Consider the following 23,442-nt stretch of genomic DNA (forward strand, 5'->3'; position numbering starts at 1 on the left):
CGCCTCTAGCCCGGCTTATTCATCGGGTTCGGTCAGAAGGGTTGGCGGGAGTGGTTTAAGCGATTGCTTTGATGTAGGAAAATGGGTGTCTAGGCCATTCCTGCAGCGAGGCAATTTATGCCACGGACCACACCCGCCGGGAGCGATGATAGCGCGCCGGGATTTTCGTTTCCAGCGATCGGGCGCAAGAAGATCACAGCCGCGTTCGACGGAGGTCGGCTCACCTCGGATGGCGGTGTTCTGCTGCTGGCACAGGCCGAGCGCGCGATGGGGCTTTGCCGGCGGCTTGCGGCTTGCATTGCCGATCCGCGCGATCCTGCGCGGGTGATCCATCGCCTTGATGACATACTGCGTGCCCGCGTGTTCGCGATCGCGTGCGGCTACGAGGACGCCGATGATCTCGACGCTCTGCGTGACGATCCGGGCTTCCGCCTGGCGCTGGGCAAGCTGCCGGGATCGGGCGCGGGGCTGGCCAGCCAACCAACGATGAGCCGGTGGGAAAATGCGCCGACCACACGCGAGTTGGCCAGGATGATGTCCGCGATGATCGACATCTACTGCGCCAGTTACGATTGCAAGCGCCTACAGATACAGGCGGTTGTAGAGGTGATGAACACTTCGACCGTACCTTTCGCGCTCGCGGTCGATGACGTCCCGATCATCCTGATGGACATGACGCTGATCCTGGAGGACGCCGGCTTTCGCTGTCATGAGGCGATGGACGGCGATACCGCGATCGTGCTGCTGGAGGAGCAGGCCGACAACACCATCCTGCTGTTCTCCGATGTCGAGATGCCGGGATCGATCAACGGCTTTGCGCTGGCGCGTCATGTCGCACAGCACTGGCCCTGGATCGAGATCGTGATCGCCAGCGGCAATATCCGTCCCAATCCGGGTGACATGCCCGAGAAGGCGACGTTCATCCCGAAGCCCTTCTCGGCTGCGATCGTCCACGAGCACCTCCGCAGGACGCTGCCTGACGGCAAGAAGCCCGCGCCGCTGAAGAATGCGGTGACGACGCCGGTTCAGCCGGGAGCCTGAGCCACCCCTGCCGAGGCGAGCAACTGCGCGTCGGTCGCGTCGCGGTTGTCGATCCACCATTTGGCGTCCGCGATGCCGAGCAGCGCCGCGCCGGTTTCGACGCTATCGAGAGGTTGATCCTTGCGCAGCAAGGCGATCCGTTTCGCGCGAATGGTCGTTGCCCAGCTGACCTGTCGTTCCGAGCCGTTGAGCGGCGCCAGCGACAGATGGGCAACGGCTTGTTGCGAGGCCGCGGCGTCGCGCTCGTTCTCTTCCTGGCGCTGCTTGCGGTAGCACGCGCCGCAGACCGTCGTGCGCAGCCAGGTGGCCTTGCGCTCCTGCTGCGACGCGAACCCGGCAATGAAATGGGTTTGCTCATGGCCGCAGGTGTGGGTGATGCGATGGTCCATGACGTTCAGCCTGTCATATGGGCCGGATTTGTTCCAGCGGGATTGAGTCGAGCCGTTCGGTTCCGGCGACCGATGCTCGCGGCATGAAGATGGCGATCACGACCCGAGTGGGCTGCTCATCACCAGCACGGTCGCGCGCGCGATCGGCGCCGGCGCTACGCCGGCTCTGAAGGGGGCGACCGCCCCCCACCGCAGCGACTTGGCGACGGGGCGATAGCTGACCGGATGGATGCCATCCCGGCTCGGTTGCGCCCGCAGCGGGATGACGGTGTCGCCGAAACGTGCCGCGATCGACGTGACAATGGATGACGCGCGCAGGTCGTAGGGGGCAAGCCAGGCCACCTTGACGGCGGTGGTTCGCCGCCTGAGCGCAAGAAGGTTGGTTGGGAGCGCCGGACTGGCGGCATCGTTCGACCCGAGTGCGATGAGGGCGACGGTGGCGGCCGAAGCGCCCCTCACCCGCCGCTCGATCTCGGCCGAACCGGCACCCACGCGCGCATGAACCTCGCAGCGTATGCCCTGTGCTGCCAATGCCTGCGCCGTGCCGACCGCGGTGCTGTCGCCCAGGATCAGGCAGAAGGGAATCATGGCCGACCAGCCTGATGGGCAAGCGGTTTTCGTGGAGTGGTCATGTCGCCGTAGGCAAGTAGCCCGAAGATGGCGACAGCACAGCCGGCGATGCCGAACGCTGCGCGTGCCAGCCCGATCAGCCGCGCCTTGCGACCCTTGCGAAGGTGGTTCCACCCTCGATCGAGCGAGGTACGCCAGGACAGCCAGCCATCGCCGATATCGCTCGCGCCGAACATCGCGATGGGGATCGCGACGGCCAGCATGATATGCCGGATGTCGGCGCGGGCGATCACGATGGCGAGAAAGGTCGCGACCAGAATGAACAGCGCGATGGCGTTGATGACGCTGTAGAGCGGGCGCAGCCGAAAGATCCGACGCGAGGGCGCAGCGAGGTAGCGCACGATCGGACGGCGGCAGGTGTCGCAGACCAGCATGTGCTGCCCCAGCGGCCAGCGGCGCATCGCCTCATGGCAATACGGGCATTCGGGCCGGGGCAGGCTGATCATATTCATGCGACGTGGCCGACCCTGATCGCATCGGGAAGTGCAGCCCGGATCACGTCGGCGACGTCGGGCACGCAGATCCAGTTGGAGAATCTCGGGTTCCAGATCGCCTTGCCCTTGCACAACGCGGAAAGAACCTCCCTGCCGATCTCATCGTCGCGCGCGGCCCTGAATGCGATGCGGCCATCTGGCAGTGTCCGCTCGACGATCCCGGCGCATACCTCGATAGGTGCGCCCGCCTTGACGGGAACCGCCTTGGCAGGGGGCGATACCTCCAAAACGGTGCATTCAACCGCTACCGATGTGGAGGGACTTTGCGCCGGATGAACAGTGACAGGCTCTGCCTCGACGTACGGCGGCAATTCCGGCACAGACGCGGCCTGGACGATGGGCATGTTGATCGGCCCAGACGGGTCGCCGGTATGAGACGTATCGGCGGCGTCCGTGCTGTCAGGAACGATGCCGAGGCGGGTATAGATATCGCCCTCCTGGACATGGTCGGCGATGAGCTGGTCGGCGATCTCGACCATCTGCGCGGCGGTGACGCCGGTCGAAAACATTCGTCCCAGGGGCGATGACCCGCCGAACGGCACCCAGGCTTTGTAAAGGTTGTCGCATTTGTAGATCGGCTCGTCGCTGCCGATTTTGGAACGGTCGATCATCGCGGTGGGCGGAACGGACACGAATACGCCGACCTCCGCGAACGCCCTGTCATGCCCTTTTCGCTTCAGCCACGCCTGCAGCACCTTGCGTTGTCGTTTGGCCTGTTCGACCGGATTGGGGATGTTCTGCGGCTGACGTTGCGAGCGATACCAGACCATCCATTCGCCATGCTCGTTCTTCGAGATCCGGCCAGAGTAGTTCTTGGATTCGAAGATCGAGGCGGTGCGCGACGCCCGCGACAGCAGGATATGATCGAACTGCGCGAACCCGCCCTGCCCGTCCGGCAGGCGCAGATCGTGGATAAGCAGGTTGCGGTCGTTGTCAGGCCCGAATTGGTGATCGAGCATATAGGCGGTCTCGCGCTCGCCCCGCATCCCCTGGCGATGGTTCCGCACCGTCGATCGCACGCGCTCGGGGAGAGCCGCGAACTCGTCGGACGCCATCACTTCGTCGGCAAATGCGATCTCGGCCGCGCGGGTCGATTTCTTGCGGATCATCGTTTCGGCGTTCCCGGATTTGGCTGCGGCAGCGGTTGAACCGCCTGCGCCGGTAGCGGCGCGGAGGCGGGAGGCACCATTGCGGGCGGCTTGGCCGGCACCAGCCTCGCCTCGAGCCGTGGCCGTGCATCCTCGATCAGCTTGCGGAACGCATCGAGCGTCGCCAGCGTGGTGATCTTGCCGATGTCGGTCGAGGCGTAGCTTCCACCGAGCGCACCCACGCCAAGGCCGAGCAACAGCCCACCGCCCACGACGCCGATATCCTTCTTGCGCGCCGACCCGCTGGCGACCGCTTCCTGGATGCCGGTGTTCACGTCGACCAGCGTCATCAGCACCTGGCTTTCGAGTGTCTTCGACTTGAGCCCGACCGCCCCGCCGAACACACCGCCGACCCCGCCCCCGCTCTCACGCGACTTGGCGTCGGAATAGACCACCTTCACCTCGATCAGATAATCCGCCTTGGTGACAGGCCGGGTTGTGGCAGTCCCGCCATTGATCGCGCGTTCGCGTTCGAGCGCGCTGAACGCCTCGCCGCGATCGGCGACGCGGAAGCAATTGGATCGCGCGATCATCAGCTTGACCAGTGGCAGCGCGTCGACGCGCGCGGTCGAACCGCCGTTCTGCATCTCCGCCATGCGCATGAGCGCCTGCAGTTGCGGCGACAGGCCATCGGCCGGGTTGGCGGCCTTCTCCTCAACCAGCGCGGCAACGCCGAGCGGCACCTGGCATTGCGGCACGGCGGTCGTCTCGTCGACGCCGGTGCCGCCCTGCCCCAGCTTCTGGGCGTGGGCCATTGAAGGTGTGACGGCCGCGAGCGCGGCCGTCACGACGAGCATGCGGGTGCGATCAAGCACCGGCGCCCGCCTTCTTCGCATGCGCTGCGGGATCGCAGATCCCGGCACGCTCCTCGTCCGCCGCAACTTTCTTCGCGGCTTCGTCACAGTCCTTGCAGTCGGGACAGTCCGCGCAGTCCTTGCATTTGCCGTTGTGAAGCGCGTGCGCGCGATAGCGCGCCTTCTTCGCCTCGACCTCGCGCGCGGCATCGGTGCCGGCATGACTTCCGGCGAAGCTCGCCATCGCGAGCAGGACCGGCGCCGACGACTGCGCGCTGGCGGCCGACGGCAAGGCCACGGAGAGGGCGGCAAGCCCCAGCGCGGCGATCATCTTCAGTTTCATCGTGTGTACTCCTTCCCTGGCCGTTTTCAGAAGAAACCGTTGCGTCGGCCGTCGCGACGGTCATCGTGGCGGGCGCTGCTGTCGCCCAGCGCCGAGCGCCGGACCTCCAGCTCAACCCCGTCCCCCTTGCGGCGAATGCGGACATCCTGCGGGGCGATGTTGTTGCGCTTCGCCCAGCGGTCTGCGTCGGCATCCGAGCCGAACTCGCCCATTTCCTCGAAATCCCAGTTGCTCATGTCTCCTGTCCCGGTTGATCGCCGTGCCGGCGCGCGGGGGCCGGTCCTGGCGGTGCGATGCGAAATCCCCGCGCGTGGATGAAGGACAGTGTCACTGGATCGAGGCCGGTTTGGCGGCGATGCGCCGGACCACGAGATTGCTGTCGGCCCCCAGACGAAGATCGAGCGTGTGCCCGACCCGTCGCGTGAACAGCATCACGCCGGCAACCTCGTCGTGCAGCGTGCCCTTGCCGAAGAAGGTCCGAGAATCTGCCCATTCGCGGCCGTGGATGAAGCGGACGCGATATTGGCCGAGCGGGGCTGGCACGGTGACACGCTCGAAGGCGCGGACATAGACCGACAGCCGGTTCTTCGCCGTCGCCGGATCGAGCAGCTGGACGATGCTATTGTCTGCCGCACCCTGAATGGTCAGGTGGCTTCTGACGGTTCGCAGGTCGACGCTGGAGGAGACGGCGACCGTTCCCGATTCCGGAAAACCGGTGTTCGTCCCCACGATTGACGCGAACAGGCTGGAGGTTGCGCGCTTGATCTGGCCCTGCCCGGCCCAGGCCGCAAGGACCAGTGCGATGGCAACACCGACGCCCAGCGCCTGCCAGTAAGGGGCCGGCGTGAAGCGCGGGCGGGGCCGCCATCGACCGCGCTGATAATCGTGGCCCCTGTTCCTGGCTTCGAACCACGACCCTTTCGATCCGCCAGATATCCAGCTCGCGCTCCCCAGCGGCACCGATTTCCTGAACCCGAAGCGGTTCAGCTCGACCCGTGCCTTGCGATCGTTCCATTGCGTCGCACCGGGATCGAGCCCCTGCCGCTTGCGGTAGCGATCGCGCATATAGTCGCGATCATCGATGCCCATCGACCACCTCCATCGACTGCGAGGGGAGAGCCAGGGGAAACACGTCCATTCTGGACAGCATCGCGTGATCGCGCAGCGAGGCCTCGACGGCGACAACCTCGCTCGAAGTCAGTCCAGGTTCGCGTCGTACGAACAGGATGGTCGACGCCGATCCTGCCAGCCAGCGCGCGATGGAGATCCTGGGCATCAGCCGGTCGTGGTCGGCGAAAGCGTGGGTCGCTCGTCGCACGCCGGCCAGCACGGTCATTCCCCAACGCAGGGCGTGACCGTTTCCAGAATCGTGTCCCGCCGCCTCTGCGACGGCTTCCGGCGGGAGATCCCGTATCAGATCGCGGACGGCCGAAAGGGTCGCACCAGGTTCATCGCCGGCATGCTGGATCGCGCGGAGCAGCACATAGCGCGAAGCGCAGGTGTAGCCCGAGCAAACGTCAGGATCGTCGGGAAGGAACGCTTCGATCGCGGACGAGCGTGCATAGTCGCTCGGATGGTCTGCGAAGAAGTCCCAGTTGCCGCGCGCGGGGTCGATCAGCTGGTCGCGGACCTGGTCGGCGAGTTCGGCGATCGCGTCGCCATCGCCGAATACCGCGAGCCGGCCCCCGTCACCGGCGCGGACCGCTTCAAGCGCCGCTTCCGTCAGATCCGCGGTTTCGGCGATCGTGAGGGTCGCGTGCGTCGGCTCGGGTTGGCGCCGGAAGCGAAAAGGGAAACTACCGTCCACCGGGCGTACCTTGGGTTGCGGGCGGAACGAAAATTCCACCATCGGTGTGAAGCGACGCGCTGACGATTCCGCATCCGACCGCCCAGGCGAAGGTGAAAGCCGCCACCGCGGCCGCCAGGAGTCCCGCCTGACGCAACCGGCGCGTCAGCGGGACGATCATGCGTGGTGCGGTTGACCGTGGCTCCACGGGCTTCCTGCGGGCCTGATGGCCATACTCGGCCGTTCCCTCGATCGCGTCGCAGGGCGGCGTGTCGAGCCGCGAGGTCCGACCGATGCGGGGAGGCCCGTGCATATAGTCGCGGTCGGCGAGGCTCATCGTGCTGGCTCGGACCGGACCCGGAGGGCACGCAGCGCGCGGGTGAGCGGCAGGAGTAAGACGTAGGTCAGGCCGAAAATCGCGGCCATCGCAAGCGTTTCGCCGCCCCAGTCGAGCGCATCGTCGCGCCGCGCGAGCTGGCTGCATTGCGTGAGCGTATGAGTGTCGAGGTCGCAGGCGTGCCAGTGCTTGGTGGCGATCACCTGGTCCCAGGTCGGTGGTGATGTGGTCATGCTCATAGCTCCAGTCCGATGTCCTTTTCGGGGTAGGGAAGTTCAGGCCCTTTGGGCTCGACCGGGACGCTGAACCGGGAGAGGTCGAGCGAGGGATCGGTACGGATGTCGATCTTGCCGCCGGTCGAGGGGCGGGCTGTATCTGCGCTCGGCTCGCCTCCGACTTTCTCCGGTCCGCGATCGAGGTCGGGCGGCAGCGAAGGGTTGAACGTCTCGCCCGCGCCGGCTTTCGTGGCTGCGCCGGCAGCGCCGCGATCGGGGTCGATCGACAGCGCGCCGGTGGTCTCGAGCGCCGAGGTCTTGTTGCCCTCGTTGCGCTCGATCGCGGCGGTCAGCTTCTCGCGGTCGTCGGTGAACAGCTGGATGTCGTCGCGGACGCGCGTGACGGTGACGTTGAACAGCCGCTGGTTGGAGAGGTTCGATTCCCTGTGGCTCATCACCGCGATCGCGGTGTCGGTGGTGATGCCCTGCGCCGCGTGCATGTTGAGCGCGTAGGCGAGGCTGATCCGCTCCATCATCGGATCGCCCGCCTTCAGCTCGTGGAGGGTGCCGTCGCTCGCCTCCACCTTGATCCCCGACGGGTCGGCCGAGACGACGCGGGCGATATCGTTGTTGTTGAGGCCGCGGTCCTTGTCGTTCTGGGTCCAGCGGATCTTGTCGCCCTCATGCAGCTTGATCTGCTCGCGCTGGGCGAGCTGCATCGCGTCGGTCTTGTCGACCGGCGATATCTTCTGCGGATCGAAGGTCCGTACCCGGTTGCCGATCTGGACCTGAACGCGCCCCTTCGCGTCGACGCCGAGCACGTCATAGGTGCCGGGGCTGAGGCCGAGCTCGCGCATGGCATGGCGCAGGTCGATCACCTGGCCGGGCTTATAGGTATGCGCGTAGCGGAGTTCCTCGCGCGTGACGTTGACCTTGTCGAGGACCGGGGTGACGACGCCGTCCCCTTTCAACGTGCCCTCCGCGGCGAGGCCGTCCTGGATGCGCACGTTGAGCTCTGCGCGCGCGACGCGGCCCGACGAGAACATCGCGGTGGTCTCGCGCTGTTCGGGGGTTAGGCCCAGCCAGTGTTCGGCCGCGGCCTTCACATGCTCGGGGTTGGCGGTGACCTTGTCGCCGAGCATCGCCATCGCCTCGCGCACCTCGCCGCGGTTGGTCAGCGCGGCGACGGTGCGCAGCTGCTCGGTGCGCTGGCGCAGATTCTCGTCCATCCGCGCCAGCGTGATCCCGCCGGCCTGCGCGAGCGCGAACGCCTTGCCGGCGTCGACCGCGGTGATCTGCTGGCGATCGCCGATCATCAGGAAGCGATCGACGCCGAGCGCATTGGCGATGCCGACCAGGTGCTTCATCTGCTCCGAGCCGACCATCGAGGCTTCGTCGAGGATGAGCGTGGTGCCGGCGAGCGCGTCTCGCGCGCCGTCATAGCCCGCGCCCTTCCCAGCGAGCGCGTGGCGGGCATAGCTGTGGACGAACGAGGACACGGTGCGGCTCTCGATGCCGGCTTCGGCGCCGAGACGATCGGCGGTCGCCTTCATGAGCGCGAGACCGACCACCTTGCCGCCTTCCTGCTCGACATTGCGCGCGACGCTCGCCAGCATGGTCGACTTGCCGGCGCCCGAGACGCCCTGGACCGCGACGATGCGATCGGCGGAAGTGAGCGCCATCGTCGCGGCCGCCATCTGCCCTGCATTGAGTTCCTTGTCGCCCGATGCGGCGTTGATCCGCTCGATAACGGTGTCGGCGGAGACGATCACCCGCCCCTCCCCCTTGCCGCGCTCGATCTCTGCAAGGATGCCGCGCTCCGTCGCGAGCGCCTCGGGCGTCGTGACATGGGTGACGACGCTGTCGATCCGGTCATCCTTGCCCGGAATCAGCTTCTCGTTGCGGATGAGCTCGGAGACGCGCGCGTCGACATGCGCGGCGGTGACACCCTTCAGCCCGAGGTCGAGCGCGGTCCTGGTGATGTCCGGCACCGCGAACGCGGCTTCGCGTTGGGCATGGATGCGGATCGCGGAGGCGACGGCGTGCTGGGCGCGCAGATCCACCGGCGCGATGCGCAGCCGGTCGAGGCCGCTGGCGACGAGCGGATCGGCGGGTCGGAATAACTCGCCCAGGCTTTCGCGGAGATTGGCCAGGACGTCACCGAGGCGCTCCATCGGTCGTGGCTGGGCATCGAGGCCGCTGGCGCCAGCACGCTCGCGCGCGGCATCGACCAGTGCCTTGCCGTCGAATCCGAGCGCGGCCGCCCGGTCACGCCATTCCTGGCGCAGGGCATCGCGATCCTCGACGTTCAGCTTGGCGTCGCGGGTATTGTTGGTCACCTTGCGCAACGCCTCGGCGGAGGTGACACCGAGCTCGCCGGCTTTCGCCAGGATATCGGCGCGCCGCTGGCTGAAGGTGTCGATCACCTCCTTAGGCACGCCGGCGATCTCGAACTGGCCGTGCTTGCCGGTGACGCTTGTTTCGTAGCCGATCTTTGCCAGCTCGGCGCGAAACTGGGCGTGATAGGCCGCGCCGATCGTGGTGTTGTTCTTCCAGAGCTGCTGGTTGTGGAGCGCCTGCCATGCCCCGTTCGCCATCTTGGTCATGTTGGCGATAAGGACGTGGATGTGGCCCTGCGGATCGAGAGCGCGGCTCGTGTCGTGCTGGAACAGCGCATAGACGAGGTTGCCGGTTCGCACCGCATCCCCTGACCTGGACTGATCGTAGGTGCGGCCTTCGGCGAAGGTCTTCTCGACCCATCCCATCGTCGCCTTTACGGCGTTCATATGCGCGGTGAGGACACGGGTGTCGCAAGCGACATAGGCCATTACGCTGGCGGACTTCGGCATCGAGAAGGTCAGGTCGACACCGAGCCTGCGACCCTCGACCTGCCCGACCTTTTCGCCATCGGGCATCTCGCCGTTGAGGATCTTCTCGAAGTCTTCCTTGGTCACCTCGCCCTTGAGGCCAAGGTCGGCCGCGCCCACCCCGCCCCAGGCGGTCGCCTCGGACGAATGCTCGGCGGTGTAGTAATCGTCCTTGGCGAAATACTGCGCCGCGCCGGAGGCGGACTTGACGGAAGCGACCGACAGCATCGGCTACATCCCCATGTCCATGTCGTCATCGATCTCCGGCGAATGATCCGGGCCGTGATGACGATGGTGGTGATCGGGGTCGCGCTGCGTCGCAAACCCATCGCGCAATTCGCGGGTCGCCTGGTCCTCGTGGCGATCGGCATCACCGCGATCGGACCGGCTTTCCGGGGCATGGCGTGACGCCTCGCCGCGCGTCGGATCCACCCCGCTCTGCGGACCCGCACGGTTCTCGATCAGGGACATGCCCATGCCGCCGAGTTGGGCATCCAGACTGGATGAACCTCCCGTCACAGGCTTGGAAGGTTCGCCCCCGACCCTCGTTGCGGCATCCGACGCGCGGACGGCATCGACGCCGGTCGGGCTGCTGGCGACGCCCTTGCCGGTTATCTGATCGATCACCACCGGCAGCGACCCGGTGACCTCCATCGCCGCAGCCGCCTTTTCAGCCTCGCTACGCGGCTTCTCGGGCTGCGAGGCGGTCAGGTCCGGCTCTTGCCTTTCCTTCGCCTCCACGCCCCCCACAGGCCGTGTGGGGGTATGCTCGCGGCCACCCTCACCCCCCTCATCCGCGCCATTGTTCCGGGTGTTCTGACGACGCCGGTCTTCCGGCGAGACGTATTCGGTAGGCTTGAAGTTCTTGCGGGGCACCGCCCCCGGCGCGACCTCGGCATAGGAGCGGTATTTGAGTTCGATCCGCGCAGCGGGAAATCCATCGGGAAACTTCACGAAGCCGTGGAGCGACGGCAGGTTGTTGATGTCGTCGGGGATGACCAGCGGCTCGATCGCCGTGCGAGGCGTGAGGGTCGAGGCGTCGCGGGTGTTGTTGTAGCCGTAGCTGTAGGCCTCATCCATCTGGCGGACCTCGCGGCTGCCGATGAACTCGGAGCACTTTTCGGCTGTGGTTCGATCGGCGGTGGCGAGGATCAGCTTGGTGCGCGCAAGTCCGGTGAGCGCGGTCGCGTTCTGCAAGCCATAGGTCGCGACCAGCTTGTCGAACGAGTGGATCCCAAGGACGAACGCACCGCCGAAGTTGCGGGCCGACTGGAGGCCATGCTCGATACCAGGAAGCGCGTGAAGCGCATGGACTTCGTCAAACAGATACCAGGTCCGCAGGTCACGGGTCTTGGGCAGGCGCATGAGGTTGTTGACGGCCAGATCGATCCACAGCGTGAACAGACCGCGGGTCATCTCGAGGTCGTTGTACGAGCCGGTGATGAACATGATCGAGCCGTCGCGATTGTCGGTCGCGATCCAGTCGCGGATCGAGAAGGCGGGCGGGCCGCCCGGGACAGGGTCCGGCATGAAGCGTAGCGCCTGTCCGTTGACGTTCAGAACCGAGCGGATCGATTCCGCCATGCGGGCGGCTTTCTCGGTCGTCAGCGGGGCGGCGATGGTGTCATCGAGCTTGGCGTTGATCGACTTCAGATCGGCCTGCATCAGGTGGTGCGCGATCGCGGCGTTGTTCGCCTCACCCATCTCTTGAAGCTTCAGGCACATCTCGATGAAGAGCATCCGCGCGGCGTTCTGCCAGAACGGTTCCTTGTCGTCGGGATGCGAGGGAATGAGGGCCGATGCGGCCGAAACGAAGTCGGCATAGTTGCGGCATTCGTCGAACAGCGTCCACGGCGCGCAACGCTCGTCCATAGGGTTGAGAATGACGTCGGTTTCTGGGTTGTAGAACGTCTCCACGAACACGCCGGTCAGGTCAAAGATGACCGCGCGATGACCGCGCGCGCGAAGCTGCGAGACGTGGCTGCGCAGCTGGGTCGTCTTGCCGGTGCCGGTGGTGCCGATGAGCATGGTATGGCTCTGTTCGAGCCGCCACGGATAGGGGATGCCGGCGATCGTGTATGGAACGTGGATGCCCCGGTCGATCCGATCGAGGATCGGAGCCTTGGCGACGAGTTCGGGGACGTACGGCGGATCGTGTTCGGCGCACTCGGTGCGGAACTTGCGTCGGTTGTGGCCGCTGACAGTTTTGACGAGCACGTCACGCTCGACCAACAGGGCGCCGCGGTTGTGGCGTTCCTGGAGCATGTCGCTGCCGCGCTTGTTTGCCCACATGATGAACCACATGATGATCGGTGCTGCGATGAAGGCCGACATGACGAGTGTCGTCAGGAAGATCTTGACCGTCTTCGCCCAGGCATGAACGACATGGGGTTCGTAGGGGACGTAGCCGATCGGAACCTTGGTCACGATGCCGTTTGGCAAGGTCAGGTTGATGAGGTGGAATTTGTCCCCGCCGACCCACGTCCAGATGGCGGAATAGAGCTTCATCAGGTCGAGCTGGAATTCATGCTCGGCGAGGCCCAGCCAGACGAAGATATTGAACAGGACGATGAACGTCCCCAGCCATATCCAGATGGGCACCTGGAGGCCCGCCCAGGTCATCTTGTACTGACTGGCGAGAAGCTGCGAACCGCGGGTGAAATTGCCCGAGTTGCGGGTGATCCGCCCCCGCGCGGAATGGTGCTTTACGGTCGCCGCCTGACCGTTGAACCGGATGTCGCCGCTACGCATGGAACGTCGCCAGGCGCTCCTTCGCGGCTTCGCGAAGCTGGGGTACGACGTCGCCGTGATCGCGTGTGATAATCACGTCGATCGCCGCCTGCATGTACTCGAGAACGAGGACCGCACGGGTGATGTTGAAAGTATGCTCGGCCTCAGCGAAACGGATACCGAACATAAGCGCAGTGCGCGCGGCCTCAGACCGGGAGCACGACCGTTTCGCGGCTACACGATCAAGTGCCGCAATCTCTTCAGACGAAAGTCTGAAAGCTATCGTCGAGTTAGACATTCACCACCCACTTGAAAGTGGCTGGTGGGGTTTTCGGAGAGTGGAAAATACTACAGCCTGGTCCCGAGGTATAGAGTGAAAACGCATTCACCCTGCAAACAGGGATTTTCGCGCGTTCTCAAGCGCTTAGGGGAGAACCACCAAGGCGTTTGCAGGGGCAAACATGTTTGCCCCTGCAAACACCGGCAATTACAGACACTTAACCTGCGGCGTGCCGCGTACGGTGTGCAAATCCTTAGGGACTGTCGCGGTGGTGGTGGCATCATGGCTGGATGTCCGATCATTGGACTGGGTTCCGGGAGAGTAAGCGCCGCAGGCAGGCGACCACCGGACTGGACCGAAGGGTATTGGGCGGAGCAATCCCGCCCGACGACGGACCTGGCCGAAGGTCAGTGTCCGTCGCCTCATGCTGGTCCGGTAAAGCCGGACCAGCGAGCGATTATGAGTGTCGCTATTGTGCCGGTGGAGCGGTGCTGGCATCGTGGGAAATGGAGGCCGATCCACGATCAGAAAAGGCAGGTCATATGGCACGGAGTATCGAGCAGGAACGGGCACAGCTTGAGGCGGACGAACAGCGGCTCAACGAACGCCGCAAGCAACTGGCCGATCGTGAGCGTTCGGAGCTGCTGAAGGAGGTGGAACGGTCGGGGTTGATGAAGGCCGATCCTGCCCAGTTCAGCGCGATCATTGGAGCGATCAAGAAACTCGGGATCGCCGAGACCGTGAAGCGCCTGACCGCGTAAGCGGGTCAGCGCGAAAGCGGGCTCAAGCCCATCATGCAAATAGAAGGGGAGCTGCCGTTAGGCGCTCCCCTTTTCAATGCTTGGGCCGAGTTGGCGAAGCTTCGGTCCATTCAGGCATAAGAATGGGGAGCATCGAGGCGAAGCCCGATGCTCCCCGACGCGATGGCGACTGGAGGGAGGCTATCCCCAGACCATGCGTATCCCTTCACTGGTGTCGGCCTGAGCAGCGAGGGTGTCGAAGCGTTCGAGGTAACGACCATCGAGGCGACCAAGGTCGCGGCGAACATAGGGCTGGCCGAGTGTTTCGCGTAGTTGCCCGATGGGCATGCTGCCGCAATTATCGTCCGAAAGTCGTAGCGCGTCGAGGACGTGGAAGGCGTTGCCGTTCGCGAGATTGATCTCCGCTGCGCCGTCCGGGGTGCTGGCGACGCGCATCGTGATCGTGCGGGTCGCGTCATCGTGCCAGAAGCGCACGTTGAGGCCACGGAACTGGGCTTCCTCGACCACGGCGATGACACCCACATCGTGATCGAAGATCGCGCAGATCGACGCGAGCGACCAGGGGCAGACGCGAGCTTCGAACGAGCACGACACGAGCGGGTCATCATCCTCGTCTTCGAGCAGCTGGCCACGTTCGCGGGCGAAGGCGCGGAACGCGGCAAGCTGGCGGGCGGTGATGACGGCGGGCGCGGCGTCGGCTTTGCGATCGACGCTGAGGAAGAAGGTGATCGACATGGTCTGTCTCCCATTGGAACCATCATCTCCGGTTCCCCTCCCCTTCCGATCCGTCAGGATCGGCATGGCCGATCACGGGGTCATGGGTCGGTCCGCAGGACCGGGTGCCCGAGCGATGCGTAGCTGGTGCTCGCAATGCGCAGGCATTGCGGCACCGCGAGCGAGCCGGGCTTCGGTCGGACTGCGCCGGTCGATGCGTAGCGAGCGCGACACGCGCAGGCGTGGCCGCGATGCGAGCGAGACGGGCGCGGTCGATAAGCGGGTGCGATCGGCACGAGCGAGGCGTAGCGAACCGGCGATCCGAAGGGATCGCCGTGAAGCGAGCGAGCCGTGCCGGTCAGCTCCTGCGCGATGGCATCGGCACGGTGCGATGCGCAGCGGCAGCGCAGGCGATGCGACGGCATCGCCGCGCCCGCCAGCGAGCCGTGCCGATGCGGCAAGCGACATGCCGGGTGAGACGCGCCGGTCGATGCGTAGCGAGCGCGACATGCGCAGGCGTGGCCGCGATGCGAGCGAGACGGCGTGGCCGATCAATGGGTGCGATCGGCACGGCGCGATGCGCAGCGGCAGTGCAGGCGATGCGACGGCATCGCCGCGCCCGCCAGCGAGCCGTGCTGATGCCGCAAGCGTGACGCCGGTTGAACCGCGCCGGTCGATGCGTAGCGAGCGTGACACGCGCAGGCGTGGCCGCGATGCGAGCGAGACGGCGCGGTCGATAAGCCAACGCGATCGGCACGGCGATGCGTAGCGAACCGGCGATCCGAAGGGATCGCCGTGAAGCAAGCGAGGCGTGCCGATTGGTGTTCAACGACGATCGCCAGTCGTATCGGCCGAGGCGTAGCGCGCTGGTCATCGCATTCAGCGATGACCGCAAAGCGAGCGAGGCGATGCGACGGGTGTCGGTATCGACCCCGGCACCGGCGAGGCGTAGCTGGCAGTGGCAATGCGACGGCATTGCCCTGCCGCGAGCGAGCCGTGCCGAGCGGGCAACGTGGCGTGATCGACCGATAGGTCAGTCCCACGCGGCGCGATGGGGCTCGATGCCCCGGAGCGCCGCCCAGGGCGACGTAAAAAAGGGGAAGGACTCCGGTTGCCCGGAGCCCTTCCGTGGGTGCGTCAGGCGCGGCGGCTGCGCTGGCTCGGCTGCACCGGTGCCTGTCCGTCCTTGCGGAAGACGTGGAGCGGTACGCCGGCGGTACGCAACTTGCGAGCGAAGTCGATCTGGACGCCCGATCCTTCGCAGACGATCGCTTCGACGGGACGCAGCGAGGCGATGCGGTCGTTGCGGAGGAACCCGCCCCGGTTGCCGTGGCGCTTGTCGAGGAACATGCGCACCAGCTTGACCTCGCGCGAGGCCGCCCACGACGCTGCGATGGCGTCGGCACCCTTGTTCATGGCGGTGGTCATCAGGACCATCGACGGGATGCGACGCTTGATCTGGTCGAGGCGTTCGAAGAGCTGCTCGTGGTCGTGCCATTCCATGCCGCCCGAGAAGGCGACAATCGGGCCGCTCGGGTTGTGCTCGTCCCGACGCTTTGCCGCGCGTGCCGCCAGATAGTCGGCACCGTCGATCATCGAGGCGGTCAGCTTGGACGACACCCTGCTGCCGCGGACGGTCGAGAAGGGCCGTCCGGTCTCGACGCGATACACGTTCCCGGCGTGGTCCCGCATGCAGCGCATCGCCTCGGCGCAATTCTCGAGGGTCTGGCAGAGCAGCTGGGTCTCTTCGAGCTCCACCGCGTAGATCTCCGAGGGGTCGTAGCTGCGCACCAGGTCGCCAAGTTTCTTGGCGGCGTCATCCTCACGGCCCTCGATGCGCTTGGCCACCATGTGGAAGCTGTTGACGAAGCCCCATGCGAGGTCGGCGGCGAACTCCTCCATGCGAGTGTCGCGGAACACGTCGAACATCGTCGCCAGCATCTGCTCGACGGCGTGTGCGGCCTGCTCCGGGTCGGGCATGTCCAGCTTCTCGGCTTCGCTGACGATGGAAAGCTTCGCCATCTCGCTCGCCTCGATGAACGCCCCCTGATAGGTCTCGGTGGTGTGCTCGTCGGCGCGGCGCTCGTTGATCGCGCGGCCCATGTCGTTGAAGTTGCTGTACTTGGTCATGATAGCCTCCATGAGTTGAAAATCTCACCTTCTCTCGGTGAGGAATCTCATCCGGCATGCGGCGGTCAGGGCGGTCAGGGACGTTAACCGGGAAGCCGCGGCCCGCAGGGTCGCGGACCCCGGTTAACGCTCGCGCGCGGGGGAGCCGATTTTCTCGTGCCCTGGAGGCGGAGCGAAGCGGAGACGGAAGGGTGCGTGAAAATTGGGGGGACCGCGCGTCCTTGACGGCCCGCCAACCCCGCATGCCAGACTTCCTCATCACAGAGAGAGAAAATATTATGTTGTGGTGGGCACGCCGGGTCGGACCGAGCACGGGCGGCGGTGATGCGCCGGCACGGCGCAGCGCCGCAAAGGCAGCGCCAGTGAGCCCGGGAGGGCGAGCCAGCTGCCGCCGCCCGCGCGCAGGACGCCCGGCGCCGGCATAGGGATCGTCACCCGCAGGGCGGAGACCCCGCCAGGGGGCTCCGTGAGGCCCGCCAGGGCCGAATAGAGCCCGGTCCCGCCCACAAGGCGGGACGCCCCGCCCTGCCCCTCTACGGCCGTCCCACAGCCAGCACAGCAGGATCAGCAGGATCAGTCCCATTCATACTCGCCACCGTCATCCCCGGCATCGTAATCCGGCATCTCCTGGATTCCCGGGTCGTCTGGATCGCGGTTGGCATCGGGGTCCTCGCCGTGCGGGTCGGTCTGGATATCCGGTTCGGTTGCGAACCGGATATCTTCACCGATCCGGTCAGCAATGTCCGGCTCGACCGCGCTGTCATCGTCTAGCCAGCAGGAACGCGGACACTGGAGCAGCTGGTGACCACGATGGACGAAGGGCTGGCCGTTCATCAGGATGGGTCGCTCGGCGAGACGCCGGCAGGGTTCATTGCGACGGTTGCGGAAGCCGCACGGCACCGCCAGCGGGGCGAGCGCGACGGCATTGCCGTCGTGGTCGCCGCCGGCGGGTGCCGGCTCGTCGACCCGAGCGACCGGGTCCGGTGCCGCAGGTATCGGCTCGGGCGCGAACGGGTCGCCGTCGAACATGTCGCGCTGGACGGTCATGGTGCCGGACCTTTCAGGTGAGCGCGCGCTGGCGCAAGGCCGCGGTGCGAAGCACCGTGGGCGAGGCGTCCTGCGCGGGCGATGATGAAGCATGCGCGAAGGGCGACGCCCGCAGGCGCCGCCCGGTTCGCTGGCCGGTCAGTAGAACTCGGCGCGATCGGCGATGATCTCGCAGCCGTAGCGGTCGTTGCCGTCGCTGTCCTGCCAGCGGGTGTAGTGCAGGCGTCCCTCGATGGCGATGAGGTCGCCCTTCTTGCGGTTGCCGGCGATCGCCTTGGCGAGGCCGTTGAAGCAGGTGACCTTGTGGTATTCGGTCTCCTTGACGGTGAAGCCGTCGTCGCCTTTGTAGGTGTGGCCGTCCTTGTTGAGCTTCGGGCGATCGGTCGCCACGAAGATGGTCGCGACGCTGGTGGCGCGATTGACTTCGCGCAGTTCGGGGGTGCGGGTCAGGCGGCCGACGAGGTTCACGTTGTTCATGGCATTGCCTCCTTGGGTTGGTCGGCGGTCCGTCCGCCGGTGTCACCTGAAGGGCGTCGCGGTTCGGGGCGTCGCACCGGAGGGCGAGCTGGGCCGGCGCGCAGGCGGCGGGCCTGGTCGACCGGAGGGGAACCCCTTTTGCAGGGGTGGTGCGGGCAGCCGCGCGAAGCGCGGCAACACGGCCCTGCCAAAGGGGTTGCGAGGCCCCGGGGCGCGGCGCAGGTGACACGAAACGGCGGATGGGCCGTCGATCAGCCCAAGGTTCCCGCAGGCATTGCCATGGACAAACCTCGTGAACCGCTCATGTCGGTCGCCTGACCCGTACCCCCGAACGACCCGGCGCGAAGGCAGGCGTGCCGCCAGCGTCGCTCGCTGACCGACGTGGTGCCGCTCCGAAGCTCGACAAGGACGGCCGCGCCCGGGCGACGACGCACCGGCAAGGAGACCGGATGCCGCAAGGTCGCCCGACGGCCGACCCTCGCCAGGGCGATCGCCGGCAACCGCATCGGACCTGGGCGTCCTCATCGCCATAGGGGGCAAACGCCTGCCGATACCCGCTGGCAGAACAGCGACGGCTTTACGCGCCGCCCGGCTGCGGGATCATCGCCGATCGTGATGATCTTTCCACTCGGCCAGCGAACCGGGCTGTGTCTGCGGGCGCCGCCCTTCGGGTTGGCGAGGATCGATCGCCTACTCGGTTCGCCGGGTGGGGGTGATCCGATGCTCGACGATCAGCGCCGCGACACGTTGTACGATGCGGCTCGGCACCTCGGCGATGATGGTGCTACCGTCGTTACCGGCGCGAACGTCGGGTCCGACCCATGCGAAATCGTTCACGTCGTCCCACACGATGCGTGATCGGTCATCGAGGCCGAAGGCCTCAATGAATCGCGGCGGCAGAGGGATGGATGCAGCCGGTGAATAATCGCGCGTCGTCAGTGGCACCATCAGGACACGGAGCCTTCCGGCTGAGCGATAGCTGCCAACCACCATGCAGGGGCGGAGTTTCGAGCCGTCCTCGTCGCCCCGGTTATGTTCATGCCGCCAGAGGTAGAAATACCAGATCAGGTCACCGGCTTGCGGTTCAATCGACGTACTGATCGTTCTGGACGGACCCGGCGCTGGGCGTCGCGGTCCTGATGGCGTGGATGGCTTCATCGCTCAACTCCTGCGGCGAGAGCGCGAGGTGATCGAGGCGGGACAAGCGTTCGAACTCGGAGGCGGGTAGCATGACCACGCGGGCAGCGCCGTTGCGCTCGATTGCGATCGGATGCGTCATCGCCTCGTCGTAATAGAAGCCGAACCGCTTCGACACGTCGGTCGATCTGGCCTTTTCGATTGTAGGGGTCATGGTTTCCCTCATCTTTCGTTACGCGGCCGGGGATCGATTAAGCCCTGCGTCCCTCCAGGATGGGACCCTCATCTGGTCCTGCCAATGTTGTAACGGCCATCTTTCTGTTACATGGGAATCCGTATCTTCCGTAAAACGGAAGACAATCCGTACACCACGGACCGCGCGGCTGCAACAGGCACTAACGGCAACAGGGACCGCTTCGGCGATGAAGCGATCCCCGTCGAGGTGGCGATACGGGCGACGCGTCAGCGCCGCCCGATGCCGGTCAGACCCTCTCGTCGACCGGCGCGGTGCTGGCACCCAGCCCGTCTCCGGTGTCATCGCCTGCGCCCGAGGTCGCCACGTCACGGCCATCGGCGGTGAAAGGCAGCGCGGGTTCGCCATCGTCCGCCTTGACCCCGAGCGCGGCACCGACGTCGCGGCGCTTCTGGGCGCGCTGCCACACGACGTTGTACGAGCCGTCGTCCTGGCGGAAGGCCGAGACCTGGAGCGGCGCGGCGAGCGACGGATCGTCGATGCGGCCGTTGAGGAACGCCTCGCCGGTGTTGTTGGAGGTGAGTTCAAAGAACGCGCCGACCTGCACCCACGTCCGGCCCGGGGTGAGCGCATGGATCTCGTAGCGCGGGGCGCGCGGATTGGACGACTGGACCGGCTTCAGCGCGATCGTCATCGCGACCGCGAGGGTGGAAATGCGGCCCATGAAGATGCCCGCGTCGTTCTGCTTGATCTGACCGATGTTCATGACGTGTCTCCTGATGTCGTGCTGGACCCCATGTCCTCGACACCGATCTTCAATCCTCCTCCCCTCCCCGGCCCTTCGGCCGGGCAGGGCGCGATGAGCGCCCCTCACCGACCGCGTTCTTCACGCGGACGGTGGTGCGTGCGGGACGCGGATCGGGCTAGGTCAGGAGGATGTGCCGATGGCGCTGTTAGCTATCGGTCTCAGGCTTTCCCGGGACGATGGAGAGCGCAGGCGGTTTGAAGCCACCCAACCGGAAGTGCTCACCGATCGCGGCGAGGTCACCTAGAGCATTGTATTCCTGAAGCGTCAGCACGACGCTTTCGTTGTCGTCGGCCGAGAATATCGCGCGCGGACCATGACCTGGCCAGACCCGAACCTCGGGCGAGAACGACCCGGGCGAGCCTCCCGACCACGTCCTGAACGGAAGGTCGTTGGTGCAGCAGAAGTCCTCGATATCCTCGATATTGCCGTTCTGGACCTCGTGAGCATGGAGGCGCAGGGGTTCGCCGGATGTAACGGATTCAAGCGGTTCTCCCCCCCATTCGGTCGAGAGGCCGTAGAAATCGGCGAGTTTGTACAGTTCGGGCAGTCGATCGGCGGGAAGTTTCCCCCCGATCGTAATGGAGACGGAGACGCGGTCGGCCATGTCGGGACCTCGTGATGAAGTGGACGTGCCGGTCCCGCGAGCGGTGTCATCACCATTCGCCCGGCTATCCATTCATCACCCCCTTCCCTTGAGCGTGGCCCAGGTTCGAACTGCGATATCCTGTGCTTATACGGCGATAAAGCGAAGGAATAGCTAAATTATCGATCCGATACGGTGTTGAATCGGGACTGGAGCCCATGAAGCAAAAAAAGGGCGACGCCGTGTGCCGGCGTTGCCCCGAGTTTCGGCGTGCGGGAGCGAAAGGGGGCGCGCCCGTGCGCCATGCGGTGCCGTGAGGGAGTGCACGGCACCGGGGGTGGATCAGGCGTCCTCGGCGACGCGCTGGCGGCGACCGCGGCCCTTGCCGACCGGCTCCTCGACCGGGGCGGTGGTTTCGCCCAGGCCGTTGTCGGTGGTGCCCGCATCGTGATCGGGGCCGTTGCCGACCGGGCCGCCATCGGCGCCGAACGGCGGCGACAGATCGTCATCCGCCTTGACGCCGAGCGCGGCACCGACATCGCGGCGCTTCTGGGCGCGCTGCCACACGACGTTGTACGAGCCGTCGTCCTGGCGGAAGGCCGAGACCTGCAGCGGCGCGGCGAGCGACGGATCGTCGATGCGGCCGTTCAGGAACGCCTCGCCGGTGTTGTTCGAGGTGAGTTCGAAGAACGCCCCGACCTGCACCCACGTCCGGCCCGGGGTGAGCGCGTGGATCTCGTAGCGCGGCGCGCGCGGGTTGGACGACTGGACCGGCTTGAGCGCGATCGTCATCGCGACGGCGAGGGTGGAAATGCGGCCCATGAAAATGCCCGCGTCGTTCTGCTTGATCTGACCGATGTTCATGACGTGTCTCCTGTGATGTCGTGCTGGACCCCATGTCCTCGACACCGATCTTCAATCCTCCTCCCCTCCCCGGCCCTTCGGCCGGGCAGGGCGCGATGAGCGCCCCTCACCGACCGCGTCTTCACGCGGACGGTGGATCGTGCGGCAGGCGGACGATGTCGGTGCTCAGTGGGCGAGCTGGTCGGTGAGCGCGGTGCCGATATCGGCGTGCGCCGCGGCGAGCGCGCCGATCGCGCGGCTGACGACGTCGGTCGCCTCGTCGCTCGGATCGATGCACCAGCATTTGCCGGCGTGGCGGATGTCGATCAGCCGGTCGGACTTGTTGTCGATCCCGAACGTGTAGCCTTGACGCTGGTCGAAGCCGGCGACGGTGACGTCGGTCGTTTTGGCCTTGATCGTGACGACGGGCGCGACCGCGGGGGTCAGCAGCACGGTATCGCGCGGCGTTTGCGCCTGTGGGACCAGCGCGGGTGCGGGCGGCTTGCCGAGCGTCGGCATCTTCGGGATCGGCACGAGGCCGTTCACCGCGTCCTGCGCCATGTCGGCCGCCATTGCGGTCGCCATGAAGATGGCGGTGCGCGCGAGATCCTGGGCGATGGCTTCGCGGTGCGGCTCGGTCAGCGTGGGCAGGAGGTGGCAGAGTTTGGTGTCGAGCGCGAAGGCGACGGGCTCGGCGTTGGGATCGATGCACATGATCGTGACCTTTCGGCAAAATGCCCGGACCCCATGTCCAGGATGCCGATCCGGTCCCTCTCTCCTTCCGGCGCAGCCGGTGCCGGCATCGTCGCGAGGCGATGCCGTGCCGTTCAGCGAGGCGGTCGCGGATGTCGCATGAGGCGCTTCCGGGCGGCCGACAGATGATCGATCGAGCGTTGCAGGAAGAAGGCGTGCGCGCTGTCGGATTCGAGTGTCCCCAACCGGCGTTCGAGCGCCGTGATACGGTGGTGGATCGCATCGATCGTCAGCATGATATCGTCGAACGAGAGCGCGACGACGGTCTGCGGATAGGGATAGGGCAGCGCCGGCGCGACGAAGGCGAGGAAATGGGGCTGCACGGGCAAATGGTGCAGGAGGGCGGTCGCGACCGCGCGGCGGATCTGGGAGGCGCCGTGGACGAGTTCTGCTAGCAGCACGTCCATCGCCATCGGGCGGACGATGCGCAGTGCGCCGGGGTCGAGGGTGACGGCGATCGGATCGGTCGAGGCGAGACCGATGACGCCCTCCGACAGGATGGCGAGAACGTCGCCTTCCTCGATGCAGGGACCGTCATCGAGACAGGCGTCATGCGCGGCTTCGCTGGTGTCGAAATAATGGACGCGATACATGGGCTGGTCCCTTTCTGCTGGGTCAGGAATATTCCGGGCGACGTGCGGGAAACCGCGTGGGCGGGAGGCCGGAGAAGCTGAAGGCGCGGAAGCGTCCGCCGGTGTAGGCAGCCGAATCCACCGGCGGGCGATGCCGCTGCAGGCGCTCGAGCAGCCGGTTGGCGCGGCGCATCGCCGCGACCGCGGCCTCGTCGTGGTAATGGAGGGCGATCACGCGGACGAAGGTGCCGGTGTCGTACCACCATCCCCCTTCCTCGGGGCCGCCCCAGGCACGGTCGATTTCGTAGAAGGCGAGGATGCTGCGCATGGGGTCAGCTCCGGTTGTCACCGGGTCGGATGATCCTCCCGG

At 66.0% G+C, this 23,442-nt stretch carries 29 protein-coding genes and 1 pseudogene; 4 read left to right on the forward strand and 26 right to left on the reverse strand.

Features of this window, described 5'->3' with window-relative positions; translation table 11 throughout:
- Positions 1–117: 117 nt before the first annotated feature.
- A pseudogene (locus ACFSC3_RS17455) lies at positions 118–570 on the forward strand (transposase); the annotation flags it as partial.
- 39 nt (positions 571–609) lie between these two features.
- A complete protein-coding gene (locus ACFSC3_RS17460; protein ID WP_010409159.1) occupies positions 610–1,041 on the forward strand; it encodes a response regulator in 432 nt (143 codons plus the stop codon).
- Here ACFSC3_RS17460 and ACFSC3_RS17465 read toward each other — a convergent pair.
- The 14 genes from ACFSC3_RS17465 to ACFSC3_RS17530 all read right to left on the reverse strand — a co-directional run bounded on the left by ACFSC3_RS17465 (position 1,026) and on the right by ACFSC3_RS17530 (position 12,961).
- Positions 1,026–1,430: a hypothetical protein gene (locus tag ACFSC3_RS17465; protein ID WP_010409157.1), complete on the reverse strand. Its 405-nt coding sequence runs from the start codon at positions 1,428–1,430 to the stop codon at positions 1,026–1,028. The two genes, ACFSC3_RS17460 and ACFSC3_RS17465, sit on opposite strands and share 16 nt — an antisense overlap.
- Positions 1,431–1,526: 96 nt before the next feature.
- Entirely contained in the window at positions 1,527–2,018 is a 492-nt protein-coding gene (locus ACFSC3_RS17470) for a hypothetical protein (RefSeq protein ID WP_010409155.1), read from the reverse strand.
- Positions 2,015–2,512 (reverse strand): hypothetical protein, encoded by a 498-nt coding sequence (locus tag ACFSC3_RS17475; RefSeq protein ID WP_010409153.1) that lies wholly within the window; start codon positions 2,510–2,512, stop codon positions 2,015–2,017. Before ACFSC3_RS17475 ends, ACFSC3_RS17470 begins: the two co-directional genes overlap by 4 nt.
- On the reverse strand, positions 2,509–3,663 hold the full coding sequence (locus tag ACFSC3_RS17480) for a nuclease-related domain-containing protein (RefSeq protein ID WP_010409151.1): 1,155 nt from the start codon (positions 3,661–3,663) through the stop codon (positions 2,509–2,511). Before ACFSC3_RS17480 ends, ACFSC3_RS17475 begins: the two co-directional genes overlap by 4 nt.
- The gene (locus tag ACFSC3_RS17485; RefSeq protein ID WP_010409149.1) at positions 3,660–4,517 is read right to left on the reverse strand and encodes a CsgG/HfaB family protein; all 858 of its coding nucleotides are present in this window, start codon (positions 4,515–4,517) and stop codon (positions 3,660–3,662) included. The genes ACFSC3_RS17480 and ACFSC3_RS17485 overlap by 4 nt, the downstream gene beginning before the upstream one ends.
- Positions 4,510–4,839, reverse strand: a complete 330-nt coding sequence (locus tag ACFSC3_RS17490; protein ID WP_010409148.1) for a hypothetical protein — start codon at positions 4,837–4,839, stop codon at positions 4,510–4,512. The genes ACFSC3_RS17485 and ACFSC3_RS17490 overlap by 8 nt, the downstream gene beginning before the upstream one ends.
- A gap of 26 nt (positions 4,840–4,865) precedes the next feature.
- The gene (locus tag ACFSC3_RS17495; protein WP_010409146.1) at positions 4,866–5,075 is read right to left on the reverse strand and encodes a hypothetical protein; all 210 of its coding nucleotides are present in this window, start codon (positions 5,073–5,075) and stop codon (positions 4,866–4,868) included.
- A gap of 91 nt (positions 5,076–5,166) precedes the next feature.
- Positions 5,167–5,928 carry a hypothetical protein gene (locus ACFSC3_RS17500; protein ID WP_010409145.1) on the reverse strand — a complete coding sequence of 254 codons (762 nt, stop codon included), beginning with the start codon at positions 5,926–5,928 and terminating at the stop codon, positions 5,167–5,169.
- On the reverse strand, positions 5,915–6,646 hold the full coding sequence (locus ACFSC3_RS17505; protein ID WP_010409143.1) for a hypothetical protein: 732 nt from the start codon (positions 6,644–6,646) through the stop codon (positions 5,915–5,917). The genes ACFSC3_RS17500 and ACFSC3_RS17505 overlap by 14 nt, the downstream gene beginning before the upstream one ends.
- Positions 6,636–6,962, reverse strand: coding sequence for a hypothetical protein (locus tag ACFSC3_RS17510; protein ID WP_010409142.1), 327 nt, complete (start codon positions 6,960–6,962; stop codon positions 6,636–6,638). The genes ACFSC3_RS17505 and ACFSC3_RS17510 overlap by 11 nt, the downstream gene beginning before the upstream one ends.
- Entirely contained in the window at positions 6,959–7,201 is a 243-nt protein-coding gene (locus ACFSC3_RS17515; RefSeq protein ID WP_010409139.1) for a hypothetical protein, read from the reverse strand. Before ACFSC3_RS17515 ends, ACFSC3_RS17510 begins: the two co-directional genes overlap by 4 nt.
- A complete protein-coding gene (gene mobF, locus ACFSC3_RS17520; RefSeq protein WP_010409137.1) occupies positions 7,198–10,272 on the reverse strand; it encodes a MobF family relaxase in 3,075 nt (1,024 codons plus the stop codon). Before mobF ends, ACFSC3_RS17515 begins: the two co-directional genes overlap by 4 nt.
- Positions 10,273–10,275: 3 nt before the next feature.
- Positions 10,276–12,795: a type IV secretion system DNA-binding domain-containing protein gene (locus tag ACFSC3_RS17525; protein WP_033967470.1), complete on the reverse strand. Its 2,520-nt coding sequence runs from the start codon at positions 12,793–12,795 to the stop codon at positions 10,276–10,278.
- Positions 12,788–12,961, reverse strand: a complete 174-nt coding sequence (locus ACFSC3_RS17530) for a hypothetical protein (protein ID WP_154651477.1) — start codon at positions 12,959–12,961, stop codon at positions 12,788–12,790. The genes ACFSC3_RS17525 and ACFSC3_RS17530 overlap by 8 nt, the downstream gene beginning before the upstream one ends.
- Positions 12,962–13,596: 635 nt before the next feature.
- Between ACFSC3_RS17530 and ACFSC3_RS17535 the strand changes: the two genes are divergently transcribed.
- Positions 13,597–13,815, forward strand: coding sequence for a hypothetical protein (locus tag ACFSC3_RS17535; RefSeq protein WP_010409132.1), 219 nt, complete (start codon positions 13,597–13,599; stop codon positions 13,813–13,815).
- Between the two features lie 180 nt (positions 13,816–13,995).
- Here the strand turns inward: ACFSC3_RS17535 and ACFSC3_RS17540 are convergent, their stop codons facing one another.
- Positions 13,996–14,550: a hypothetical protein gene (locus ACFSC3_RS17540; protein ID WP_010409130.1), complete on the reverse strand. Its 555-nt coding sequence runs from the start codon at positions 14,548–14,550 to the stop codon at positions 13,996–13,998.
- Positions 14,551–14,920: 370 nt separating this feature from the next.
- Here ACFSC3_RS17540 and ACFSC3_RS17545 point away from each other — a divergent pair, with 370 nt between their 5' ends.
- The gene (locus tag ACFSC3_RS17545) at positions 14,921–15,298 is read left to right on the forward strand and encodes a hypothetical protein (RefSeq protein WP_010409127.1); all 378 of its coding nucleotides are present in this window, start codon (positions 14,921–14,923) and stop codon (positions 15,296–15,298) included.
- A 368-nt stretch (positions 15,299–15,666) separates the two neighbouring features.
- Here the strand turns inward: ACFSC3_RS17545 and ACFSC3_RS17550 are convergent, their stop codons facing one another.
- The 11 genes from ACFSC3_RS17550 to ACFSC3_RS17600 form a co-directional block, all read right to left on the reverse strand.
- Entirely contained in the window at positions 15,667–16,659 is a 993-nt protein-coding gene (locus ACFSC3_RS17550) for an SLOG family protein (RefSeq protein ID WP_037494485.1), read from the reverse strand.
- Between the two features lie 573 nt (positions 16,660–17,232).
- Positions 17,233–17,706 carry a hypothetical protein gene (locus ACFSC3_RS17555; protein ID WP_062126517.1) on the reverse strand — a complete coding sequence of 158 codons (474 nt, stop codon included), beginning with the start codon at positions 17,704–17,706 and terminating at the stop codon, positions 17,233–17,235.
- Positions 17,707–17,844: 138 nt separating this feature from the next.
- A complete protein-coding gene (locus ACFSC3_RS17560) occupies positions 17,845–18,183 on the reverse strand; it encodes a single-stranded DNA-binding protein (RefSeq protein ID WP_010409121.1) in 339 nt (112 codons plus the stop codon).
- A 690-nt stretch (positions 18,184–18,873) separates the two neighbouring features.
- A complete protein-coding gene (locus ACFSC3_RS17565) occupies positions 18,874–19,176 on the reverse strand; it encodes a hypothetical protein (protein ID WP_208856242.1) in 303 nt (100 codons plus the stop codon).
- Between the two features lie 91 nt (positions 19,177–19,267).
- Complete coding sequence (locus ACFSC3_RS17570; protein ID WP_010409116.1) at positions 19,268–19,534, reverse strand: type II toxin-antitoxin system Phd/YefM family antitoxin; 267 nt, start codon at positions 19,532–19,534, stop codon at positions 19,268–19,270.
- A 268-nt stretch (positions 19,535–19,802) separates the two neighbouring features.
- A complete protein-coding gene (locus ACFSC3_RS17575) occupies positions 19,803–20,279 on the reverse strand; it encodes a DUF736 domain-containing protein (RefSeq protein WP_024310589.1) in 477 nt (158 codons plus the stop codon).
- Positions 20,280–20,466: 187 nt separating this feature from the next.
- A complete protein-coding gene (locus tag ACFSC3_RS17580; RefSeq protein WP_052192542.1) occupies positions 20,467–20,925 on the reverse strand; it encodes a hypothetical protein in 459 nt (152 codons plus the stop codon).
- Between the two features lie 321 nt (positions 20,926–21,246).
- Positions 21,247–21,768 (reverse strand): DUF736 domain-containing protein, encoded by a 522-nt coding sequence (locus ACFSC3_RS17585; protein ID WP_033967161.1) that lies wholly within the window; start codon positions 21,766–21,768, stop codon positions 21,247–21,249.
- Positions 21,769–21,933: 165 nt separating this feature from the next.
- A complete protein-coding gene (locus ACFSC3_RS17590; RefSeq protein WP_033967159.1) occupies positions 21,934–22,461 on the reverse strand; it encodes a hypothetical protein in 528 nt (175 codons plus the stop codon).
- 113 nt (positions 22,462–22,574) lie between these two features.
- Complete coding sequence (locus ACFSC3_RS17595; protein WP_010409110.1) at positions 22,575–23,093, reverse strand: hypothetical protein; 519 nt, start codon at positions 23,091–23,093, stop codon at positions 22,575–22,577.
- A gap of 22 nt (positions 23,094–23,115) precedes the next feature.
- The gene (locus ACFSC3_RS17600) at positions 23,116–23,400 is read right to left on the reverse strand and encodes a hypothetical protein (protein ID WP_066675310.1); all 285 of its coding nucleotides are present in this window, start codon (positions 23,398–23,400) and stop codon (positions 23,116–23,118) included.
- Positions 23,401–23,442: the final 42 nt, after the last annotated feature.

This window comes from Sphingomonas floccifaciens, assembly GCF_042681125.1.
Lineage (GTDB): Bacteria > Pseudomonadota > Alphaproteobacteria > Sphingomonadales > Sphingomonadaceae > Sphingomonas > Sphingomonas floccifaciens.

Bases quoted from the DNA above. Each gene is read 5' to 3' on its own strand.
- ACFSC3_RS17460 (WP_010409159.1), top strand. From the start codon at position 610: ATGAACACTTCGACCGTACCTTTCGCGCTCGCGGTCGATGACGTCCCG.
- ACFSC3_RS17465 (WP_010409157.1), bottom strand. From the start codon at position 1,430: ATGGACCATCGCATCACCCACACCTGCGGCCATGAGCAAACCCATTTC.
- ACFSC3_RS17470 (WP_010409155.1), bottom strand. From the start codon at position 2,018: ATGATTCCCTTCTGCCTGATCCTGGGCGACAGCACCGCGGTCGGCACG.
- ACFSC3_RS17475 (WP_010409153.1), bottom strand. From the start codon at position 2,512: ATGAATATGATCAGCCTGCCCCGGCCCGAATGCCCGTATTGCCATGAG.
- ACFSC3_RS17480 (WP_010409151.1), bottom strand. From the start codon at position 3,663: ATGATCCGCAAGAAATCGACCCGCGCGGCCGAGATCGCATTTGCCGAC.
- ACFSC3_RS17490 (WP_010409148.1), bottom strand. From the start codon at position 4,839: ATGAAACTGAAGATGATCGCCGCGCTGGGGCTTGCCGCCCTCTCCGTG.
- ACFSC3_RS17495 (WP_010409146.1), bottom strand. From the start codon at position 5,075: ATGAGCAACTGGGATTTCGAGGAAATGGGCGAGTTCGGCTCGGATGCC.
- ACFSC3_RS17500 (WP_010409145.1), bottom strand. From the start codon at position 5,928: ATGGGCATCGATGATCGCGACTATATGCGCGATCGCTACCGCAAGCGG.
- ACFSC3_RS17510 (WP_010409142.1), bottom strand. From the start codon at position 6,962: ATGAGCCTCGCCGACCGCGACTATATGCACGGGCCTCCCCGCATCGGT.
- ACFSC3_RS17515 (WP_010409139.1), bottom strand. From the start codon at position 7,201: ATGAGCATGACCACATCACCACCGACCTGGGACCAGGTGATCGCCACC.
- mobF (WP_010409137.1), bottom strand. From the start codon at position 10,272: ATGCTGTCGGTCGCTTCCGTCAAGTCCGCCTCCGGCGCGGCGCAGTAT.
- ACFSC3_RS17525 (WP_033967470.1), bottom strand. From the start codon at position 12,795: ATGCGTAGCGGCGACATCCGGTTCAACGGTCAGGCGGCGACCGTAAAG.
- ACFSC3_RS17530 (WP_154651477.1), bottom strand. From the start codon at position 12,961: ATGTTCGGTATCCGTTTCGCTGAGGCCGAGCATACTTTCAACATCACC.
- ACFSC3_RS17535 (WP_010409132.1), top strand. From the start codon at position 13,597: ATGGCACGGAGTATCGAGCAGGAACGGGCACAGCTTGAGGCGGACGAA.
- ACFSC3_RS17540 (WP_010409130.1), bottom strand. From the start codon at position 14,550: ATGTCGATCACCTTCTTCCTCAGCGTCGATCGCAAAGCCGACGCCGCG.
- ACFSC3_RS17545 (WP_010409127.1), top strand. From the start codon at position 14,921: ATGCGCAGCGGCAGCGCAGGCGATGCGACGGCATCGCCGCGCCCGCCA.
- ACFSC3_RS17550 (WP_037494485.1), bottom strand. From the start codon at position 16,659: ATGACCAAGTACAGCAACTTCAACGACATGGGCCGCGCGATCAACGAG.
- ACFSC3_RS17555 (WP_062126517.1), bottom strand. From the start codon at position 17,706: ATGACCGTCCAGCGCGACATGTTCGACGGCGACCCGTTCGCGCCCGAG.
- ACFSC3_RS17560 (WP_010409121.1), bottom strand. From the start codon at position 18,183: ATGAACAACGTGAACCTCGTCGGCCGCCTGACCCGCACCCCCGAACTG.
- ACFSC3_RS17565 (WP_208856242.1), bottom strand. From the start codon at position 19,176: ATGGTGGTTGGCAGCTATCGCTCAGCCGGAAGGCTCCGTGTCCTGATG.
- ACFSC3_RS17570 (WP_010409116.1), bottom strand. From the start codon at position 19,534: ATGACCCCTACAATCGAAAAGGCCAGATCGACCGACGTGTCGAAGCGG.
- ACFSC3_RS17575 (WP_024310589.1), bottom strand. From the start codon at position 20,279: ATGAACATCGGTCAGATCAAGCAGAACGACGCGGGCATCTTCATGGGC.
- ACFSC3_RS17580 (WP_052192542.1), bottom strand. From the start codon at position 20,925: ATGGCCGACCGCGTCTCCGTCTCCATTACGATCGGGGGGAAACTTCCC.
- ACFSC3_RS17585 (WP_033967161.1), bottom strand. From the start codon at position 21,768: ATGAACATCGGTCAGATCAAGCAGAACGACGCGGGCATTTTCATGGGC.
- ACFSC3_RS17590 (WP_033967159.1), bottom strand. From the start codon at position 22,461: ATGTGCATCGATCCCAACGCCGAGCCCGTCGCCTTCGCGCTCGACACC.
- ACFSC3_RS17595 (WP_010409110.1), bottom strand. From the start codon at position 23,093: ATGTATCGCGTCCATTATTTCGACACCAGCGAAGCCGCGCATGACGCC.
- ACFSC3_RS17600 (WP_066675310.1), bottom strand. From the start codon at position 23,400: ATGCGCAGCATCCTCGCCTTCTACGAAATCGACCGTGCCTGGGGCGGC.